The sequence below is a fragment of the Caballeronia sp. LjRoot34 genome, assembly GCF_964253815.1.
GTDB lineage: Bacteria > Pseudomonadota > Gammaproteobacteria > Burkholderiales > Burkholderiaceae > Caballeronia.
On sequence record NZ_CAXUSB020000002.1, the window covers coordinates 816494 to 836915 of the forward strand.

Below are 20422 nucleotides of genomic sequence, written 5' to 3' on the forward strand. Positions count from 1 at the left end.
TGGGGTTTGGCGGTTTTAAAAAAACATAAGAACTGTTGAATCAGTGCGGCAACAACTTTCCGGGATTGAGGATGTTCAGTGGATCGAGAGCGGCCTTGATCGCGCGCATGGCTGCAAGTTCGGCCGGGGTACGCGACAACGCCAGCACCTTCAGCTTCTTCGTGCCAATGCCGTGTTCCGCCGATACCGAGCCGCCCATCTCGCCGGTCACGCCATACACCACGGCTTGCACCTTGGGCGCGGTGTCTCGCGGCCAGTCGGGTTCCTGAACGACGATATGCAGATTGCCGTCGCCGAGATGTCCATAGATCAGAATGGTCGCGTTGGGCCAGTGTTCGCGAAGCTGCTGTTCGCATCGGCGGGCGGCTTCGCCCACGTCGGCGATCGAGAAGCTGACATCGAAGGAAACCCGGCCCGGAATCAGCCGCTGATACTCACCGGGTGCGTCGCGAATCGCCCAGAACGCAGCTGCATCCGACTCCGATGAAGCCAGCGCGGCATCGCTAAGCAGTCCTTCTTCGAGCATGCCCGAGAGGAAGTCTTCGAAGGCACCGGCCTGACGTTCGGGATCGGCGCCGCTGCTTTCCAGCAGCACGTAGAAGGCATGTTTCCCTTCAAGCGGTGCGCGTAATTCGGGCAAGCGCGACAGCACGAAATCGTAATAACCCGGCCACATGACTTCGAATGCGGAGACACCCGCCGGCAGGCTTTCTTGCGCGCGCCGCAACAACGTGGTCACGGCGTCGTAGTTCGGCAGGCCGCACCATGCCGTCGATACCGCGCGGGGTTTCGGCCGTAAGCGCAGCACGGCGCGCGTGATGACAGCCAGCGTTCCTTCGCTGCCGATCAACAGGTTGCGCAGGTCATACCCCGTGTTGTTCTTGATCATCTTGCGCAAGCCGCCGACGATGCTGCCATCCGCCAGCACGGCTTCTATATCGAGTACCTGGTCGCGCATCATCCCGTACTTGATCACGCGATTGCCCCCCGCGTTGGTCGCGAGATTGCCACCGATCGTGCAGCTTCCGCGCGCACCGAGATCGAGTGGAAACATGAAGCCCGCAGCGTCCGCGGCTTCCTGGACGATCTGCAGCGGCGTGCCGGACAACACGGTCATGGACGCGCTGACCGCGTCGATACTTTCAATGCCGTTCATCAGTTCCAGGCTCAACGCCACTTCGCCGCCGAGGAAAGTCGCGCCCCCGGCGAGTCCCGTCAAGCCGCCTTGCGTGACGACCGCCTGTCCGTGCTCGTGGCAGATCCGCAGCGCAGTGGCAACGTGTTCCGTATTGCGCGGCCGGATCAACGCAAGCGGCTCCTCGCACGGCATGCGGCTCGAGTCCGAATTCTTCCTTCCGGCGAACTCGTGCGGCAGGCTGACTACATCGGCTCCGAGCGCCTCGCGCAGCGCGTTCACAACGTGCTGGGAAGGGTTGTGCTCAGGGGACGGTTGTTCGTGCATCGAATCTCTCCAGCGGGTTGGCGTGCGGCGCTCTTGAAGCGCCGCCTTGCCTTGCGGTCGAATTTGCATATGACGCAACGTTAGCGGGGATAACGTTGTGTCTGCACATCATGAACGATAGTATAGCTATCATTGAACGGAAAAACAGAGCTTGTTCTTTGGGGAAAACCCCCATGTTTTGAAATTTCGTTAAAGTTATCATTATTAAAACTAACGTTTAGCCTTCGATGATTTCACGCTGATGGCTCATCAAGGCGAAGCGGCTTGCAATTTCAAGGAGATGGACCCGATGCAATGGCCTGAACCGCGTTCCTTCGATGTCGACTTGCAGACCGGCTTGATGACCGGCACTGACTCGCGCTATCAGAAATTCCTGCGCGACCTGGGCGGGTTGTATGCCGATCCCGCTGCGTTCGACGCGCTCGCAGCCGCTCGCGGCGATGAGGTGGTGTATGAAGTCACCGATCACCGGCCCAACAGCAACCCGGGCGACCTGATCACGGGCGTAACCCGCATGAGTCCCGGCAAGGTAGGCGACGAGTTCTTCATGACGCGCGGCCACATTCATGCGGCTATCGACAGGCCCGAGTTGTACTTCGGCCTCAAGGGGTTCGGTGTGATGGTGATGGAGTCGCCGACGGGCGATACGCGTGTGGTCGAGATCAAGGCAAACACGGCCTGTTATGTGCCGCCGAGGTGGATTCACCGGTCAGTGAATCTTGGGCAGGACGACTTCGTGATGCTGTTCTGCTATCCGGCGGATTCGGGTCAGGACTACGCGATCATCGAGCAGTCGAACGGCATGAAGCTGCGCATTGTCGATGACGGTGCGGGCTCATGGCGCAGCGTACCCAACCCGCGGTACAAGCCGCGCACGGAGCAGGAAGTCGAGACTCTGCTGGCGCGTGGCGTCATGGCCGCGGAAGGAGTGTCGCGATGACAATTTATCTACCCGCTACGCGGCCCACGTTCTATTTCATCGGCGTGACGACCGGGCAAAGTTCGATCATGCGCGTGTTCCCCGAGTGGGCGAAACATCTCGGTCTTGGTGACGTGGAAATGAAGGGCATCGATTTCCAGCCGCATGCGTCGTCCGACGCGTACCGGGAAGCGGTTGAATTCCTCAAGCACGATCCGCTGTCGCTTGGCGCATTGGTCACCACGCACAAGATTGATTTGTACGCTGCGTGCCAGGATCTCTTCGATTTCATCGATCCCACCGCGCGGACCATGGGCGAAACGAGCTGCCTCTCGAAGCAGGATGGACAATTCATCTGTCATGCTAAAGATCCGATCACTTCAGGTTTTGCGCTCGATGGTTTCCTCCACAAGGATCACTTCGCCACCACCGGCGCGGAAGTTTTTTCGATGGGCGCGGGCGGCTCGACCATCGCGCTGACCTGGCATCTGATGCAAAAGGAACGTGGCGCAAACCGGCCGTCGAAGGTCATTGTGTCGAATCGGTCGGCTGGCAGGCTGGAGGAAATCGAACGTATCCATCGCGAGCTGAAATTCGATGTTCCATGCGAATATGTCGTTGCGCCGAAGGCCGAAGATAACGACGCCGTCTTGCGGCGTTTGTCGCCGGGCGCGTTGGTGATCAACGCCACCGGACTGGGCAAGGACGCGCCGGGTTCGCCGTTGAGCGACGCGGCCGTATTCCCGGAGCGCGCGGTCGTGTGGGATCTGAACTATCGCGGCAACCTGGTTTTCCTCGATCAGGCACGGGCTCAGGAAACCGCGCGCGCGCTGCAGATTGAGGACGGCTGGACCTACTTCATCTATGGCTGGACCCGCGTGATCGCGGAAGTCTTTCATGTCGAGATTCCGGTGCGCGGCCCCGAGTTCGACGAGATCAGCCGGATCGCGGCCCAAGCCGGCAAACCGGCACCCGCCAAACTCATTTAAGGATCAATGCATGTATCTCGACAAGTTCAAGCTGACCGGCAAGATTGCTGTTGTCACCGGCGCGGCGCGAGGCATCGGTCTCGCTACCACCGAGGCGCTGGCCGAAGCCGGCGCGCTCGTTGTTCTCACGGACATGGACGCTGACCTGCTTGCCAAGGCCGCTGAAACGCTGGCATCGAAGGGCTTGCGTGTCGAGACCGAACGCTTCGATGTCACCGACCCGGCCGCTGCCCAGCGTGTCAACGACGCCGTCGTCGCGCGCCATGGGCGCGTGGATGTGCTGGTCAACAATGCGGGCATCGCGATCTCGAATCATCCGGCCGAAACCATGGCCGACGAGGTCTGGAACAAGGTTATTGACGTCAATCTCAATGGCGTGTTCTGGGCCTGCCGCGCGTTCGGCAAGGGCATGCTCGAGCGCGGTTCAGGGAGCATTGTGAACGTGGGCTCCATGTCGGGGTTTATCGTCAACCGGCCGCAGGAGCAGGCGAACTACAACGCGTCGAAGGCGGCGGTTCATCATCTGACGAAGTCGCTGGCAGCGGAGTGGGGCGCGCGGGGCGTGCGGGTGAATGCCGTCGCGCCGACGTATATCGACACCGAGATGAATAGCTATGTCTACCAGGACAAGGAAAAGTTGCGGCACTGGGTTGGCGGTACACCGATGAACCGGATGGGACGCGTTGATGAAGTGGCGTCGGTCATTCTGTTCCTCGCCAGCGATGCAGCAAGCCTGATGACCGGATCGATCGTCCTCGCCGACGGCGGTTATGTCTGCTGGTGATTCTTCTGCGTTCCCAAGCCTTCGCGTTGAAACGTTCTATACGTCCTTGCGTGACCGGCTTCTCGATCCCCGCTCGGGGCCTGGAACTGATGAAGTGACGTTGCACTGGTTGGGGCAGGCGGGTTTTGTGATCGAGTTCGACCGGTTCAGGATGTTGATCGATCCCTACCTGTCGGATTCGCTGGCGGAGAAATACCAGGGCGCAAAATTTCCGCACGCGAGGATGATGGCGGCGCCCATTCTGCCCGATGAACTGGACAGGCTGGATATCGTGCTGTGCACGCACCAGCATACGGATCACATGGACCCGGGGACGTTGCAGCCGCTGGCGCGGAGATTTCCGCAAGCTCGTTTCGTCGTGCCCGCTGCGGTGGTCGATGAAGCGGTCAAGCGATGCGGAGTTGGCATCGACCGGTTGATTGCGGTGAATGCGGGCGACCGGGCGGAGATTCTTGATGGGTGTTTTGTCACGCCCATAGCGTCTGCGCATGAGACGCTGGACCGGGACGCGAACGGGAATTATCCGTGGCTCGGTTATGTGATAGATACCGGGGGCATTCGTTTGTATCATTCGGGCGATTGCATTCCCTACCCGGGTCTTGAGGAAGCGGTCGCTGCGTATGCCCCGCATGTCGCGTTGCTGCCGGTCAACGGACGCGATGCGCAGCGTAGCGGTAATGGCGTGCCGGGCAATTTCACGCTTGATGAAGCGGTGGCGTTGGCGCGCAACGGTGGCGCTCAAGCGATGATCGCGCATCACTATGGCTTGTTCGATTTCAACACGATATCGGCTGAGGTGGTTGATCAGCGGATCGCGACTGAGAAGGCCAAGGCGTTCGAGATGTTTCGTGCGCAAGAGGGGTATGGCTGGCGTTTGCGCTAGCGTGCCGAATAGCCCGGAACCTCACAATCCGTGAATAGCTGAAGAAAACGGCTGGAACCTGCCATTTCCGGGTCCGGCTGCCCATGATATTCTAGGTGCACTTGTACACCATCTGTAAGAGCTATGAACGAGGTTCTTGATAACGGCATTGCACTGCGTGCGCTTATTGAGCAGGCTGGTATTACACAGGCTGACGCGCTTGCGGCCCTTAATAAGGGACAAGCATTCCCCATTGCGCTATCGACATGGAAAGCGTATCTCGCGGCACCAGATAGCGCGCGGCGCCGGGTATGCCCCGACAACGTTCTTGATCATGCTCGAAAAACTATCTTAAAGGTCGTGAAAGGGCGTTGACGTGGTGCACAAGTGCATCAATAATCTACTCATTGTCTCGATACGGAACAATCATGGGAACGAGATACGAACAAGACGTGGTGGCGTGGGCCAACGAGCAAGCAGGGCTGTTACGCGCGGGCAAGCTAACCGCTATCGACGTTGAGCACATTGCAGAGGAGATTGAGGACGTGGGCAAAAGCGAGCAACGCGAACTGGCGAGCCGCATGCCGGTGCTGCTGGCTCATCTTCTGAAGTGGCAATACCAGCCGGGACGGCGTAGCAAGAGCTGGCAGTTCACGATCCGTACGCAGCGCAAAGAGGTAGCCTACGTGCTGAGTGAAGCGCCGAGTTTGCGCGGCAAGTTCGGCGACGAGGCGTGGCTCGACATTGTTTGGTCCAAAGCACGGAGCATAGCGAGTAACGAAACTGGCCTGGACCTCGACGCGTTCCCCGAGGCGTTCCCGTGGCAAGTCGATGAGGTATTGTCGTCAGAGTTTTACGCTGAATAGCGGAAAAGACCATGGCGCGAGCTGCGCCCCGCATGACGGCCGGTAGCCGAAAATTTGGAGGGTGGCGGTGAACACATTTGGACGTTGTGTGACGATGTTATCGCTCGTCGTTACGTTGCTTTCGTTGACAGGCTGCAATACGGTGGCCGGAGTCGGTGAGGATATCTCGGGTTCAGCCCGTACTGTTCAACACGCCCTGTAGCGCTTGACGGCTATATCGACAACTGCCTCGTGACTGGTAACTGTCAAGGCACATTTGACGTGCTGGAAAACACAGGGCAGCAATGGTGGCGTGGGTTAATCGCCTCATGTGTTATCCGTTATACAAAGGCAAGGCGCAAGAACGTGACGACCCCCCAACGGCAGCCACTGCTGCAAGCAATCGATGCCGATAAGGCCAAGCTGGACGCAGCGCGTCCGCTGCCCGCTCACACGCTCGCGTCGTTACGCGAAAAACTGATGCTGGAATGGACGTATCACTCGAATGCGATCGAGGGAAACACGCTCACGCTTCGTGAGACGAAGGTGGTGCTTGAGGGCATCACGGTTGGAGGCAAGTCGCTGCGCGAACACTTCGAGGCCACGAACCACCGCGACGCGATCCTTTTTGTGGAGGAGATCGTCGGGAAGAACGAGGTGCTCACGGAGTGGCAGATACGGAATATTCACAGCCTCGTGCTGAAGACTATCGACGACAAGGGCGCTGGCCGCTATCGGCAGGAGAACGTGGTGATCGCTGGTGCGAGCACGACACCGCCCGATTTTCTCCATCTTCCGCAGGAAATGAAGTCGCTGATCGAGTGGCACGAAAAAGCAGGGCAAATGCACGTGGTCGAACGTGCGTCCGAACTGCACACGCGATTCGTCAAGATCCACCCGTTCGTCGACGGAAATGGCCGGACCGGGCGCCTGCTTCTCAACTTCGAGTTGATGAAGGCCGGCTATCCCCCCGCAATCATCCGGAAAGAGGACAGGTTGGACTACTACGATTCGCTAGATGAGGCGTGCGCGAATGGCGATTTCAGCGGCATTACGCAACTGGTAGCGAACTCGGTGCAGCGTTCGCTCGACACGTATCTCGACGTTTTGGGGTTGCGTAAAGCGTAACGTAGCGAACACCGGCGATAACGAGCCGCGGATCGCGGACCTGTTCCGACAAATTGATTTCCGGTCGAATCCGGGGCGCTGGCGACCACCAACCTTAACCGCCCGACGGTCTTCAATCCGCAAGCCCCTCAAGCAACGCAACCGCAAGACCTGCCGGCGCCGCCGCAATGCCATTCGCATTCGAGCCTAGCGGCGCACCGGCAAGGTCAGTGACCTGACCTCCAGCTTCCCGCACCAGCAACGCGCCTGCGACCCAGTCGTATAAATCGTTGCCGGTTTCCCAATAGGCATCCAGCCGTCCCGCAGCCACATAAGCCAACTGCAGCGACGCCGAAGCCATCTGCCGCACGACAAACACACGCCGGGACATTGCGCCAAGCAACGCAACCGATCGACGGTGTTCGTCCTCGTCGCCGTATCCAAAGGGAGGCAACGCGGTAGCAACAACCGCCGTGCGTAAATCCGACTTTCCCGATACCCGCAAGGGCGCACCGTTAAGCACCGCACCGCCGAATTCTGTCGCGACGAAGAGCTCATGCAGCGATGGTTCGTAGACGATTGAAAAGACCGTGCGGCCCTCGCTGATCAAAGCCAGCGAACTGGACCATAGCGGCAATCCCTGAATATAGTGATACGCGCCGTCAATCGGGTCATAGACCCAATACGGACTTGAAGCGGCCGCTTCATCAGGGCTATCCGGCTGCGCCTCCGAACTGGACCATCCAATGCCCGGATAATGTTGGCTGAGCGCCGTTTGCATCACCGTTTTGGCCCATGTGCTTGCTTGAGTGACGCGTTGTATGAGCTGATTGACTGTCTCGTCCGGCTTGGGCGGCACGGCCGATGCGGCCAACTGATCGGTAACGCCACGGATCAAGGCGGATAAAAGATAAGGATCGCTAATTATCATGAAATAAGGCCGGTGGTCAGGGGCAGGCTTTCAACCCGGAAAGGAATCGATCAGCACATTTGTCGATATGTTTGATAGATAATACGAGCACAAGCTCACATCGGCTACTCGCATTCCGGACATGACGCCACCACGCTCCGCTACCCGCCTCAACCCCAGGAAACAACCGGCTCAGCCACGTTCGAGCCGGACCGTGGGCATTATTCTCGAAGCGGCGGCTCACATTCTGGAGCAGCAAGGCTTTGAGGGTTACACGACCAATGCAATTGCCGAGCGAGCAGGCGTGAGTATCGGCTCGCTTTACCAGTACTACCCGGGTAAGGACGCGATCACCATCGCGTTGATCGAGCAGGAGTCTGCTGTCTTGCTCGACGCCGTAGTGAAAGCGGCTCGCATGGACGACTGGGCAGACGCGCTAAGGTCAATGATTCGCGCGGCGACCGAGCATCAACTCACACGTCCGAAACTCGCACGGCTACTCGATTTCGAGGAGGCCCGATTGCCGTTTCCAGCGCATGCCGTGCGTGTCGGAAGCGCCATTCATGCAGCCATTGCCGAGGTGCTGAAGAAGCGCCCGGAGCGTGTGCCCGAGGACGTTTCCGTCCTGGCCTACGACATCCTGGCGATCACCCGCGGGCTGACCGATTCCGCAGGAGAGCGCGGCGAAACGGACATCGGCGAACTGGAACGCCGGGTGATCCGGGCGGTCTTCGGTTATGTGGAGCGGCTGTAAGCCAGCGGTTCGCTATCCCTCAGCTTATTCAGCGCTTCACTTCTTCCGGTTCGTTCCAGCACGGGCTCACCCGCGCCTTTCTCCTCCTCCCTAACCCCATCCATATGTGCATCTAATATTATGGAATACCATAATATTGAAACGCTTGATTTGCGACATTCGATGGAATACCGTAATACCAGCCGCAACGTTCAAGCGGTCGACACGAAGCGGGACGCCAGGGTTCATCGCGCCCGCAGCAAGCCGGACTGTTTCTCTGCACATAGGTCGATCATGAAATTCTCGCTGTTTCTCCATATGGAGCGTTACGACGCGCATACCTCGCATCGGCAACTCTTCGACGAACTCACCGAACTTGTCCAGATCGCGGAACAGGGCGGCTTCGAAACCGCGTGGGTCGGCGAGCACCACGCGATGGAATTCACGATCGCGCCGAACCCCTTCATCAACCTTTCATACCTTGCTGCGCGCACCGAACGCATTCGTCTCGGCACCGGCACGGTGATCGCACCGTTCTGGCATCCGATCCGCCTTGCGGGCGAAGCCGGCATGGTTGACGTCGCGAGCAACGGGCGCCTCGACCTCGGCATTGCGCGCGGTGCGTACTCCTTCGAATACGAACGCTTGCTACCGGGCCTCGACGCGTTCGGCGCGGGCGCACGGATGCGTGAACTCGTGCCGGCACTGCGGAACCTGTTCAAGGGCGACTACGCGCATCAGGGCGAGTTCTGGTCGTGGCCTTCGACCACGCCGGTGCCGCGCCCGGTCCAGCAACCCAATCCGCCGATGTGGCTCGCCGCGCGCGATCCGAATTCGCATGAGTTCGCGGTGAGGAATGGCTGCCATGTACAGGTCACGTCGCTGGCGGCGGGTGACGGCGAAGTGGTGAACCTGATGGACCGTTTCAACGCGGCCTGCATGGCGAACCCCGACGTGCCGCGTCCACAGATCATGATGTTGATGCACACCTTCGTGGGCGCGGATGCTGCGGAAGTCGATGCCGCCGTGGCGGACCTGAGCCGCTTCTATTGTTATTTCAGCAAGTGGTTCAAGAACGAGCGGCCGGTGGAGCAGGGCTTCATCGAACCGCTGACAGAAGCCGACATCGCGTCGTTCCCGCAGTACACCCCGGAGCAGATTCGCAAGAACCTGGTGATCGGCCAGCCCGCCGATGTCATCGGCCGGTTGAAACAATATGAAGAACTCGGCTTCGATCAATACAGCTTCTGGCTCGACAGCAACATGAGCTTCGAGCGCAAACGCCGTTCGCTGGAGCTGTTTATTTCCGACGTGATGCCCGCGTTCGATGCCCGCTAAACCGGAGCAGATGACATGTTGCAGAAGTTCCAGCATTACATCGATGGCGAATTCAGCGACGCCTCGCAGACCTTCGACAGTATCAATCCGGCGACCGGCGAGGTTTGGGCGAGCATGCCCGCGGCCAGCGCGGCGGATGTCGACCGGGCAGTCAGAGCGGCCGATCGCGCGCTGTTCTCGGCCGAGTGGGCCAACCTGAATGCAAGCCAGCGCGGCAAGCTGCTGTACCGGCTTGCCGATCTGGTTGCGGCCAACGCGCAGGAGCTGGCTGAACTGGAGACGGCCGATACCGGCAAGATCATTCGCGAGACGCGCAGCCAGATTGGTTATGTCGCTGAGTATTACCGCTATTACGCGGGCGTGGCGGACAAGATCCAGGGAGCCTATCTTTCCGTCGACAAGCCGGACATGGAAGTGTTTCTGCGACGCGAGCCGGTGGGTGTCGTGGCCGGAATCGTGCCTTGGAACTCGCAACTGTTTTTGTCGGCGGTGAAGATAGGACCGGCGCTTGCCGCGGGTTGCACGATCGTTATCAAGGCATCGGAAGAGGGTCCGGCACCGTTGCTCGCGTTTGCGCGGCTGATTGATGAGGCTGGCTTTCCGGCAGGCGTGGTGAACATCCTGACGGGTTTTGGCGCCGATTGCGGTCATGCGCTCACCACTCATCCGCTCGTCGCGAAAATCGCGTTCACCGGCGGTCCCGAAACGGCGCGCCATATCGTGCGGAATTCGGCTGAGAACCTGGCGGCGACCTCGCTGGAACTGGGCGGTAAATCGCCGGTACTGGTCTTCGACGACGCGGACGTCGAAAGCGTCAGCAACGCGGTGATCGCGGGGATTTTCGCGGCGACCGGTCAGAGTTGCGTCGCGGGTTCGCGGCTACTCGTGCAGCACGGCATTCGTGACCGGTTGCTGGCGAAACTGGTCGAGAAAGCGCGGGCAATCAAGATAGGCGATCCGCAAAACGTAGATACGGAAATGGGCCCGCTGGCTACGGCCAAACAACGCGATCATATTGAGTCGGTGCTCGCGGCAAGCCTCTCCGCGGGCGCGACGCTGTTGACCGGCGGCCATCGTCCCGAGGGCATGGGTGAAGGGTTTTTCTTCCAGCCAACCATTGTCGAATGCGCTACGTCAGATGTGCCAAGCGTCGCGCAGGAACTCTTCGGTCCCGTGCTCAGCGTGATGAGTTTCGATACCGAAGAGCAAGCAATTGCGCTTGCAAACGACACGCGATACGGCCTAGCTTCCGGCGTATTCACGCGCGACCTGACGCGCGCACATCGGCTGATTCGCCGGCTTCGCGCCGGCATCGTATGGGTGAATACCTATCGCGCGGTTTCACCGATCGTCCCGTTCGGCGGTTACCAGTTGAGCGGTCTCGGACGCGAAGGCGGACTCGACGCCGTGCTCGACTACACCCGCACCAAATCCGTATGGATCCGTACCTCGGACGAGCCGATCGCCGATCCCTTCGTCATGCGTTAAAGACATACAAGAACGAGCCGCCATGTACTACGAAATTCGCACTTACAAGATCCGCACCGGCGCGGTTCCCGCGTACCTGAAACTGGTTGAGGAAGAGGGCATCGTTTTACAGAAGCAGCATCTGGGAGAACTCGTGGGCTACTTCTTCTCCGAGATCGGGCCACTCAACCAGATCGTCCACATATGGGCCTATACAAGCCTCGACGATCGCGAAGCTCGCCGTCAGCGGTTGGCGGAAGACCCCGCGTGGCAGACCTTCGCACCGAAGATTCAGGCGCTGCTGGAAACGATGGAAAGCAAGATCATGAAGCCCGCTGCATTTTCGCCGCTCAAGTAAAACCAGCCGTTGAAGGTTAATCCTCTCGAAGCCAGCCGTTTCCTTTCAAGGAGCAGTCGTCATGCAGCAACCTTTACATTTGCACGCCCTGGTGCGCGCATTGATCGTCACCGCTGCCGTTTCGGTTACCGCGCCCGTGTTCGCGGCCGCCGCGCCGATCGTGTTCGCCAGTTGGGGCGGCACGACGCAATCGGCTCAACAGAAGGAGTGGGCGGCGCCCTTCACCCAGGCATCGGGAATCCAGGTGCTGATGGACGGGCCGACCGATTACGGCAAGCTCAAGGCCATGGTCGACAGCGGTAACGTACAGTGGGACGTGGTCGACGTGGAAGGTGATTTTGCGTATGCCGCATTGCGCGACGGGCTGGTCGAGCCGATCGATTATTCGGTGGTGAACAAGAGCCAGCTCGATCCGCGTTTCATGTCACCGGGTGCGGTCGGGAGTTTCTATTATTCGTTCGTGCTCGGGTACAACAAGGCTTCGTTCAAGAACGGCAGTCCTGCTAACTATGCAGATCTCTTCGACACCAAGCGCTTTCCCGGCAAACGCACGTTCTACAAATGGTCCGCGCCGGGCGTGCTGGAAGTCGCGTTGCTTGCCGATGGCGTCGCGCCCGACAAGCTGTATCCACTCGACCTCGACCGTGCGTTCAAGAAGCTCGACACCATCAAGAGCCAGATCGTCTGGTGGAGCGGCGGCGCGCAGTCGCAGCAGTTGATGGCATCGGGCGAGGCGCCGCTCGGCGTATTCTGGAACGGCCGCTTGCATGCATTGCAGCAAACCGGCGTGGATGTGGGGGTGTCCTGGAACCAGAACCTGACCGCCGCCGACATGCTGGTGGTGCCGAAGGGCGCGAAGCACAAGGACGAGGCGATGAAGTTCCTCGCCACCGCGACCAGTGCGCAGGCGCAGGCGAATTTCGCGGCTGAAACCGGCTACGCGCCGGTCAACTTGAAGTCGGCTGCGCTGCTGCCCGCCGATGTCGCGAAGACGCAGCCGGACCAGTACAAGGCGACGCAGATCAACCTCGACATGAAGTACTGGGCCGATCATCGCGATGAAATCGCCAAGCGCTGGTATGCGTGGCAATCGAAATAAAGCCGAAATAAAAGCAATGGCGGCCGATCATCTTGAAGGAGTTGTCATGTCGAACGCATTGAGCACTGTCGCGGAGCCTGCGGTGATCCTGCCGAAGGTGAGCGCCGGTTTCAGGAGGGCGCGGCTAGTGTTGCCGGCCCTGCTGTTGCTGATCGTGTTCTTCCTGTTGCCGGTGCTGTCACTGCTGCTGAGGAGCGTGCTGGACCCATCGCCCGGCTTGCAGAACTATGCACAGTTATTCGGCTCGACTACTTACCTGCGGGTGTTCGGCAACACGTTCTTCGTGGCCTCGGTAGTGACGGCGGTCACGCTCGTGATCGGCTTTCCCACTGCATGGCTGCTTGCCATCGCACCGCGCTGGGTCAGCAAGCTGGTGTTCGCGATCTTGTTGCTGTCGATGTGGACCAACCTGCTCGCACGCACCTTCGCCTGGATGGTGCTGCTGCAGCAGACAGGTCCGATCAATCGCTTGCTGATGTGGCTGGGCGTGATTCATGAACCGCTGACGCTGGTCAACAACCTGACCGGCGTCACGATCGGCATGACGTACATCATGTTGCCGTTCCTCGTGATGCCGCTGCACGCGACCCTGCGCGCCATCGATCCCACCACGCTGCGTGCGGCTGCTATCTGCGGCGCGAGCCGCTGGCAGGCGTTCTGGCGCGTGCTGGTGCCCCTCGCCATGCCCGGCATTGCGAGCTGTGCATTGATGGTGTTCGTGATGGCGCTCGGGTACTTCGTGACGCCTGCGTTGCTTGGCGGTCCGGAGTACATGATGCTCGCCGAACTGATCGCGCAACTCGTGCAGCAATTGCTGAACTGGGGGCTCGCGGGCGCCGCCGCCTTCGTGTTGCTGCTCGTGACGCTATCGCTCTATGCGGTGCAACTGCGCTTTTCCGGCCGCGCGCCGGGTGCTTCCGGAGTCCACTGACATGCTGCTCGATTTCGATCGTCTCGGACCGTTGCGCTGGGCGCTGCTGGGTGTCGGCGCGGCCGTGTCGCTGTTCCTGCTGCTGCCGGTGCTGTTCATCGTCGCGTTGTCGTTCGGTGATTCGCAGTGGCTGATGTTTCCGCCGCCCGGCTGGACGTGGCGCTGGTACAGCATGCTGTTTTCTGATCCGGGCTGGCTCGACTCGCTGATCACCAGTGTCGAACTGGGCGTGGTCGTGATGGTGTTGTCGGTCGTGCTCGGCCTCTTTGCTTCGCTCGCATTGACGCGTGGCAGCTTCCGGGGACGTACGCTGCTGAAAGCGTTTTTCCTGACACCGATGGTACTGCCCGTGGTCGTGCTCGCCGTTGCGTTGTACGCCTTTTTCCTGCGCATCGGCCTGACCGGAACGCTGGTCGGATTCGTGATCGGGCACCTGATCATCGCGTTGCCATTTTCGATCATCGCCATCAGCAATTCGCTGGAGAGTTTCGATACCGCGCTCGAAGACGCTGCGCTGATCTGCGGTGCAAGTCCGTTCGAGGTGAAGTGGCGCGTCACGCTGCCCGCCATTCGACTCGGCCTGTTCGCCGCTGCCATCTTCTCGTTCCTGGCGTCCTGGGACGAGGTCGTGGTGTCGATCTTCATGGCGAGCCCGACCTTGCAGACGCTGCCCGTGCGCATCTGGAGCACGTTGCGGCAGGACCTGACGCCTGTGATTGCCGCGGCGTCTTCATTGCTGGTCGGCCTGACTGTCATCCTGATGTTGCTGGGGCTTGTTCTCAAGAGAGGTAAATCGTGAGCGCACCGTTTTTGCAAATTCAACGGCTTCGTAAAACCTACGACCAGGTGGTCGCTATCGACCATGTTTCGCTCGATATCAAGAAGGGCGAGTTCATGACCTTCCTCGGACCGTCGGGCTCGGGCAAGAGCACGACTTTGTACATTGTCGCGGGCTTTCAGTCGCCCACCGAAGGACGCGTGCTGCTCGACGGCAAGTCGCTGCTGTCGGTCGCGCCGAACAAGCGCAACATCGGCATGGTGTTTCAGCGCTACACACTGTTCCCGCATCTCACGGTTGGAGAGAACGTCGCGTTTCCGTTGCGCGTGCGGCGTTTGCCCGATGCCCAGGTGAAGTCGAAGGTCGAGCAGATGCTCAAGCTCGTGCACCTCGGCGATTGCCGCGACCGCATGCCGGATCAGCTATCGGGCGGGATGCAGCAGCGCGTGGCGATTGCCCGCGCGCTCGCCTACGATCCGCCGGTCCTCCTGATGGACGAACCGCTTTCCGCGCTCGACAAGAAGCTGCGCGAGGAACTGCAGACAGAACTCCGGCGCATCCACCAGCAGACCGGCGTGACGATCCTGTATGTGACCCACGACCAGGAAGAGGCGCTGCGCCTGTCTGACCGCATCGCTGTGTTCAACAAAGGGCGCATCGAGCAGGTGGGCAGCGGCGAGGAGCTTTATGCGAAGCCGGCGTCGCGTTTTGTCGCGAGTTTCATCGGCAACTCTAATTTCTTGCCGGTTACGCTGGCAGGCAGAAACGGCTCGTCGCAGGCGGTGTTTCCGAACGGCAAGCCGGTATCGGTCGGCGGGTTCGATCATGCGCTAAACGATGGCGACAACGGCGCGCTGATGCTTCGGCCCGAACAGATCCGGATTCGCGCGCAACCGTCGGAGGCTTCGAACGGCGGCTTGCAGGTGGTCGTTCGCGATGTCACGTATCTCGGCGATACCATGCACTACGCGGTCGCTACGCCCTGGGAACAGGAGATCGCGGTACGGACGTCCATCAGTTCGCGCGAGCCGAGCCTGGCGGTCGGTGCGCGGGCGTGGCTTGAATGGGAGAACGAGAGCGCCCGGGTGTTCGCTGCTTGATGAACGCGTGCCCTGCGAGGCCGACGAGAATACGGCACGTGTGTGCAATACTATGGGATTCCAAAAACCAGGGATTCCGGATATCAGACCGGAGACAACAAAACCATGATCGATCAAATGCGTGTCGACCGAAGTGCACCGACGTTGCGCGAGCTGACGCTCGCGAAGTTGCGCGATGCAATTTCACAGGGCATCTATCATCCCGGCGACCGCCTGATCGAGCGCACGCTATGCGATCAACTGGGCGTCAGCCGGACCGTGGTGCGCGAAGTGCTGCGCCACCTCGAGACAGAGGGGCTGGTCGAGACCGTCGCGCATTCCGGGCCGATTGTCGCGCGGCTCGACCCGGAGCAGGTTCAGGAGATCTATGAAATTCGTGCGTTGCTCGAGTCCGAGGCGGCGCGCGCTTGTGCGGAGCATGCAACCCCGGCGCTGGTGAAGCAGCTACGCGAAATTCGCAAGGAGATTGAAGAGGCCTTCGACCAGTCCGACTTCAAGCGCGTGCTGACCTACACGGAGCGTTTCTACGAAGCCATGTTCACTGGCGGCCAGAAGCTGATGATGCATCAGGTGGTCAAGTCCTTGAACGCGCGCATCAACCAGTTGCGATCCGTGACCATTGCTTCGCCGGGAAGGGGTGCGGACTCGAATCGCGAGATGAACAAGCTGCTGGCTGCTATCGCCAAGAAAGATGGCGATGCCGCCGCTGCGGCATCGCTCGAACATGTGCGGCGCACAGCCGGCATTGTGATGGCCATGCTTGCCGAGAGGGCGGCTGAAACCAGCGTGATTGATTGATATGTAAAGGCGGTTCAATAGCGACAACAACCGTCACAAGGACGTCAACTGCGAGGCACACTACATAGCCTTCATCTCGCGAGGACGCTCAAGCTGCATTCGCGGCTGTTTTAAGAGAGGGCATTGACTGATTGGCAACGGCTTGTGCGACGTGCCGGACGGTAGCATCACGTAGCGAGCCATCAAGTTCCTCGGGCAGGAATTCATTAAAATGAATCTGCCCGTCCACCACGCGGGCGCGACGCAGAAACACTTCGAGATGTGAACCCGGCCGGTTGTAGTGACGACAAAATTTTTGAGGCGTGAACCAAACGTCGAAGCATTCGCGAAATGCAGTGTTGAACACCGTATCCTCACTACCTAGCTTGCCGCGAAAGGCTTCGCCCTGAGGGAATCCGCCGGCGAGCCAGAATAGCGGCCTGCGCATCGCAAGATTCCACGGTGCGGAAAACACCGCAGCCATATAACGAGGATCGCTATCCTCGCACGACAAATCATCCGGTAAATCGACAATCTGTATGCCTGATTTCAGGCCAGCCCATTGCGGATTGGCCGCAAGGTTTGCCTTTGCAAAGGCGTAATAGCCGGGCAAGTGTTCATCGTCGGCATCGAGAAAGCACAGGATGTCAGTAGTCGCCGCCGCAGCCCCTAAATTACGCGCCAGCGAGGGTCCACTACAAGTGGCAAGACCAATGGCGCGCACGCGTGGGTCACTTTGCGCGAACTTCTGCGCGACCAGCAGGCTATTGTCGCTAGCTCCGTCGACCACGATTACCAGTTCGTCCAGTTCAGGCTGGTTAAGTGCGGAATAAATCGCGCGTTCCAGAGTATCGGCGTTGTTGTGGCAAGGAATAATGGTTGCGAGGGTAGGGACAGCGACCTGTTCACTCATCTTTAAAAGATTCCTGATAAAACGATAGCTGAAAAACTGTGAGACTACATTTCATGCCATTAATGATATGACAGGTTGTGGAGTTTTACAGAACGTGCAGATGATGATTCCTTGCCATAAAACTTCAAGATAAAATGCAGAGTTTTATCAGGATCGCAATAATGACTCCAGCAGGGACACCGAACGTCCTGCCGCGAATGATTGTATTTAAATCTTCATCGAGCAGGAATTCGTCACGTCGGTGGGCCCAGATTGTCTTTAACGCCAATGGCCTCGCATTCAAAAGAATAATAGAGATGACTCCCGCTGCCAGCACCTGTTCGAATGCATTAAGGGTCGCGAGAAGCGGCCAGTAGGTGCTTGCATAGTCAAGCATCAGCAGGACGCCGGCTGTGACCACGGTGCCGACAAAAAAACTACCCATGAATCTATTTGCTGTACTCAAATTGTCCAATTTAATACCTCATCTCGTTTAGCCTGACAAAGCTTGTCCAAGGCAAAGAATTTATGTTGATTGAATTTTATTCGTTATGTTGCAGAATAAAAATCCGTCGAAAGGCGATCAATCTTGACCAAGGCTCTGTGACACAGTTCGCGCTATGCCTGACCAATAGGGTCTTCCATGCATTATGAGTCCCCACAACGGCAGATTCCGAGCCGCATTTTAAATGCGTGATCCGGGCGTACTCCGAGGGGATCCTTTGTAGCGGTAAGCGGAACCAAAAGTGGAACAAAATCGACAGGGATAAGTGTATTTTTTTTATGCTCATCGGTATATCGGCATATTCTTAATATTGATGAGACAAATCCTAATGGGCTGCTGAAACACCGCCCAGAGGAACGCCTATTTCCAGACCGCCTGGGCACAAACGTCGGAGCATGGGTATTACCGGGCAGGGGGCTATGCCATCTGGTGTCCCAATGATGGGCTCGTGAGCGTGCCGTCAGCGCAGTATCCGCTCCGACATCCGCCCGGGTTCGTGTCATCTGGGAAAGATGCCGTCCCAAGAAGAGTGTGTGGTACGTGCATCCCACGCTGACGGGAAGGGAGCACTTGAGCATCGTGATACCGTTTCGAGGAATCACGGCCATAGAACTCAACGGGTTCTGCCAGCGGGGCGCTCGATACAATCACAGGTTGCCCGTATGAAACTGGGCGCTCGTTGCTGACTGTCGGAGCGTGGGCTTCCCGGTTGGATTGGGCCGCCCGTCCTGCGGTACGAATTGCTGCTGCAAGGCCGTAGCGACGTGGGTCAGCACCTCGTCCCAGTTGCCCCGCTGCCGCTGGTTGAAGAGTCGGATGGTGGGATACCACGGGCTGTCATCCCGTTCGCGCAACCAGCGCCAGCAACCGGCGAAACGGTTGAGCAGCCATACCGGCTTACCCATTGCTGCGGCCAGATGCGCCACGGACGTATCGACGGCGATCACCAGGTCGAGATTCTCGATCAGGGCAGCGGTGTCCGCAAAGTCCGTGACTTCGTCCATCCAGTCGGTCAGCCTTGCCTCGCTGGCGGCATCAGCGCGCTTCGCCGGGTTATCGGTCTTCTGAAGACTGATCCAGCGGATGTCTCGCAATGCGAGCAGCGGCGCAATTTGCGCGGGCATCAGGCTGCGCTCTTTGTCCCCCATCGTGTTCGCATCGCCGCCGGCCCAGACCACACCGACGCAGGGCAGTCCGGGATCAGGCAATGCGGCGAGTTTGGCATGCCACAGGGCGGCGCGTGCGGGATCGGCAAAGAGATAAGGCATGGCGGCCGGAACGTTGTTGAGGCGGGTGCCGAACGCCATGGGTAGCGACATCATGGAGCAGTGCCAGTCCCAGTGATCGAGGGCAGAGAGTCCGTCATCAAGCATGACGAGGCCCGGCCAGCGGGAACAAAGCGACTCTTCAAACAGGCGGCGCAAGGAGGGCGAACAAATGAGACCTACCTGCGAAAAGCGCTCGAGCGCCAGGGGCAGGTAGCGGACAAACTGCAGGCTGTCGCCATGACCTTGTTCTGGAACGACCAGCAGACGTGCTCCTCGTGCGGGGTCGTGTTCCGCGCGAATGACCGACTCCGGACGTTCACCTCGCCATTGCGGGAGTGGGACTCGTGGGCGTGCTTCTATAGATGGGCTTCCGTCGGCGTGCACAAAATTGGCCCAGCGGTCCTCGTAACAGAGCCACCCTTCTTCGTAACGCCCCGTTGCCAGCAAGACCGTCCCGAGATGGCCGCGAGCGCTGCGAGAATCCGGTGATAACGCGATTGCGCGCCGCAGGTGCCGCTCGGCCTCCTCTAGCCTGTCCAGAAGTTGGGCAACAACGCCAAGGTTAGCGACCACCTGCAGGTTATCCGGTTCGATCGCGAGCAGCTTGCAATAGCTGACGGCCGCGTCGTCGAGAAACCCTTGCATGACCAGCGCGCCCGCTTCGTAGAAGCGCAGCTCGATCGAATCGGGCTGGAGCGCAAGACCCTGCCGGGCCGTTTGCAGCGCGCTTGCGTAGGCATTCAACGTGAGTTGAATGACGCACAGCGTGTTGTAGAAGTCCAGATGAGGATGGACCTCGATAGCGCGCTCAACCCAGCTTTGCGCGGCGTCGAACTGGTTCGAATCGAGCGCCAACAGCCCGCGCAAGTAAAGGGCGCCGGCACGCCTCGGGTCTTGCTCAAGGATCCGCTCGACGGCGGCTTGCGCCGTGGCGATATCGCCGGCTTGACGCGCTTTTTCGGCCTCGCCATACCAAGTTTGAATGTTGTCCGATGGCGAGCGCGAGAGGTTGGGCATGTTGGGAAAAGCGGTGTGCGTTACGCGGTTAAGCGGTGGCTGTGCACGATTAAAACGACGCTGCACTGTACGACGACGGCGAGGCTAGACCGGCGCTCTGCCGGGAGGGGTGGCACACACAAGGATGCGTGCGTTCTATCGGGCGTCGATTTTCTGCGCAGCGGCGCGACAGGTCTGTAGGACTGTTCCGAAAACGTCCGATGCGAAAACGACGGGTGGCCGTGTGGGAAGCGGCTGTCGCTGTCGGCTCAGGGCGATTGCATGAAACGTTACAGATGGCG

The 20422-nt window shown here is 59.4% G+C and carries 21 protein-coding genes; 16 read left to right on the forward strand and 5 right to left on the reverse strand.

What is annotated here, in order from left to right; translation table 11 throughout:
- Positions 1 to 40 precede the first annotated feature (40 nt).
- Positions 41 to 1462 carry an FAD-binding oxidoreductase gene (locus tag ACSQ36_RS23270; RefSeq protein WP_436183748.1) on the reverse strand — a complete coding sequence of 474 codons (1422 nt, stop codon included), beginning with the start codon at positions 1460 to 1462 and terminating at the stop codon, positions 41 to 43.
- A 289-nt stretch (positions 1463 to 1751) separates the two neighbouring features.
- Here ACSQ36_RS23270 and ACSQ36_RS23275 point away from each other — a divergent pair, with 289 nt between their 5' ends.
- The 7 genes from ACSQ36_RS23275 to ACSQ36_RS23305 all read left to right on the forward strand — a co-directional run bounded on the left by ACSQ36_RS23275 (position 1752) and on the right by ACSQ36_RS23305 (position 6989).
- Positions 1752 to 2402: a glucose-6-phosphate isomerase gene (locus tag ACSQ36_RS23275; protein WP_436183749.1), complete on the forward strand. Its 651-nt coding sequence runs from the start codon at positions 1752 to 1754 to the stop codon at positions 2400 to 2402.
- The gene (locus ACSQ36_RS23280; RefSeq protein WP_436183750.1) at positions 2399 to 3370 is read left to right on the forward strand and encodes a shikimate dehydrogenase family protein; all 972 of its coding nucleotides are present in this window, start codon (positions 2399 to 2401) and stop codon (positions 3368 to 3370) included. Before ACSQ36_RS23275 ends, ACSQ36_RS23280 begins: the two co-directional genes overlap by 4 nt.
- 10 nt (positions 3371 to 3380) lie before the next feature.
- Positions 3381 to 4154 carry an SDR family NAD(P)-dependent oxidoreductase gene (locus ACSQ36_RS23285; protein ID WP_436183751.1) on the forward strand — a complete coding sequence of 258 codons (774 nt, stop codon included), beginning with the start codon at positions 3381 to 3383 and terminating at the stop codon, positions 4152 to 4154.
- Entirely contained in the window at positions 4141 to 5037 is an 897-nt protein-coding gene (locus ACSQ36_RS23290) for an MBL fold metallo-hydrolase (RefSeq protein ID WP_436183752.1), read from the forward strand. Before ACSQ36_RS23285 ends, ACSQ36_RS23290 begins: the two co-directional genes overlap by 14 nt.
- A gap of 123 nt (positions 5038 to 5160) precedes the next feature.
- Complete coding sequence (locus ACSQ36_RS23295; RefSeq protein ID WP_213762127.1) at positions 5161 to 5391, forward strand: hypothetical protein; 231 nt, start codon at positions 5161 to 5163, stop codon at positions 5389 to 5391.
- 53 nt (positions 5392 to 5444) lie between these two features.
- Positions 5445 to 5882 carry a DUF29 domain-containing protein gene (locus ACSQ36_RS23300; protein WP_436183753.1) on the forward strand — a complete coding sequence of 146 codons (438 nt, stop codon included), beginning with the start codon at positions 5445 to 5447 and terminating at the stop codon, positions 5880 to 5882.
- 345 nt (positions 5883 to 6227) lie between these two features.
- The gene (locus ACSQ36_RS23305) at positions 6228 to 6989 is read left to right on the forward strand and encodes a Fic family protein (protein ID WP_213762129.1); all 762 of its coding nucleotides are present in this window, start codon (positions 6228 to 6230) and stop codon (positions 6987 to 6989) included.
- A gap of 112 nt (positions 6990 to 7101) precedes the next feature.
- Here the strand turns inward: ACSQ36_RS23305 and ACSQ36_RS23310 are convergent, their stop codons facing one another.
- Complete coding sequence (locus tag ACSQ36_RS23310; RefSeq protein ID WP_436183754.1) at positions 7102 to 7899, reverse strand: inositol monophosphatase family protein; 798 nt, start codon at positions 7897 to 7899, stop codon at positions 7102 to 7104.
- Between the two features lie 193 nt (positions 7900 to 8092).
- Here ACSQ36_RS23310 and ACSQ36_RS23315 point away from each other — a divergent pair, with 193 nt between their 5' ends.
- From ACSQ36_RS23315 to ACSQ36_RS23355, 9 genes are all read left to right on the forward strand, one after another.
- Positions 8093 to 8632 (forward strand): TetR/AcrR family transcriptional regulator, encoded by a 540-nt coding sequence (locus tag ACSQ36_RS23315; protein WP_346730432.1) that lies wholly within the window; start codon positions 8093 to 8095, stop codon positions 8630 to 8632.
- Between the two features lie 273 nt (positions 8633 to 8905).
- Positions 8906 to 9949: an LLM class flavin-dependent oxidoreductase gene (locus ACSQ36_RS23320; protein ID WP_436183755.1), complete on the forward strand. Its 1044-nt coding sequence runs from the start codon at positions 8906 to 8908 to the stop codon at positions 9947 to 9949.
- A 15-nt stretch (positions 9950 to 9964) separates the two neighbouring features.
- Positions 9965 to 11437 (forward strand): aldehyde dehydrogenase, encoded by a 1473-nt coding sequence (locus ACSQ36_RS23325; protein WP_436183756.1) that lies wholly within the window; start codon positions 9965 to 9967, stop codon positions 11435 to 11437.
- 22 nt (positions 11438 to 11459) lie between these two features.
- Positions 11460 to 11774, forward strand: a complete 315-nt coding sequence (locus ACSQ36_RS23330; RefSeq protein ID WP_213762134.1) for an NIPSNAP family protein — start codon at positions 11460 to 11462, stop codon at positions 11772 to 11774.
- A 61-nt stretch (positions 11775 to 11835) separates the two neighbouring features.
- Positions 11836 to 12873, forward strand: a complete 1038-nt coding sequence (locus ACSQ36_RS23335; protein ID WP_436183757.1) for an ABC transporter substrate-binding protein — start codon at positions 11836 to 11838, stop codon at positions 12871 to 12873.
- A gap of 46 nt (positions 12874 to 12919) precedes the next feature.
- On the forward strand, positions 12920 to 13804 hold the full coding sequence (locus ACSQ36_RS23340; protein WP_436183758.1) for an ABC transporter permease: 885 nt from the start codon (positions 12920 to 12922) through the stop codon (positions 13802 to 13804).
- 1 nt (position 13805) lies between these two features.
- Positions 13806 to 14603 carry an ABC transporter permease gene (locus ACSQ36_RS23345; RefSeq protein WP_436183759.1) on the forward strand — a complete coding sequence of 266 codons (798 nt, stop codon included), beginning with the start codon at positions 13806 to 13808 and terminating at the stop codon, positions 14601 to 14603.
- Positions 14600 to 15682 carry an ABC transporter ATP-binding protein gene (locus ACSQ36_RS23350; RefSeq protein ID WP_436183760.1) on the forward strand — a complete coding sequence of 361 codons (1083 nt, stop codon included), beginning with the start codon at positions 14600 to 14602 and terminating at the stop codon, positions 15680 to 15682. The genes ACSQ36_RS23345 and ACSQ36_RS23350 overlap by 4 nt, the downstream gene beginning before the upstream one ends.
- A 108-nt stretch (positions 15683 to 15790) precedes the next feature.
- The gene (locus tag ACSQ36_RS23355; RefSeq protein WP_436184927.1) at positions 15791 to 16480 is read left to right on the forward strand and encodes a GntR family transcriptional regulator; all 690 of its coding nucleotides are present in this window, start codon (positions 15791 to 15793) and stop codon (positions 16478 to 16480) included.
- Between the two features lie 88 nt (positions 16481 to 16568).
- On the opposite strand, the gene ACSQ36_RS23360 is transcribed toward ACSQ36_RS23355, so the two are convergent.
- The 3 genes from ACSQ36_RS23360 to ACSQ36_RS23370 form a co-directional block, all read right to left on the reverse strand.
- Positions 16569 to 17372 carry a glycosyltransferase family 2 protein gene (locus tag ACSQ36_RS23360; protein ID WP_436183761.1) on the reverse strand — a complete coding sequence of 268 codons (804 nt, stop codon included), beginning with the start codon at positions 17370 to 17372 and terminating at the stop codon, positions 16569 to 16571.
- Between the two features lie 124 nt (positions 17373 to 17496).
- The gene (locus ACSQ36_RS23365) at positions 17497 to 17796 is read right to left on the reverse strand and encodes a hypothetical protein (RefSeq protein WP_213762140.1); all 300 of its coding nucleotides are present in this window, start codon (positions 17794 to 17796) and stop codon (positions 17497 to 17499) included.
- Between the two features lie 707 nt (positions 17797 to 18503).
- Positions 18504 to 20141 (reverse strand): tetratricopeptide repeat protein, encoded by a 1638-nt coding sequence (locus ACSQ36_RS23370; RefSeq protein WP_436183762.1) that lies wholly within the window; start codon positions 20139 to 20141, stop codon positions 18504 to 18506.
- Between the last annotated feature and the right edge of the window lie 281 nt (positions 20142 to 20422).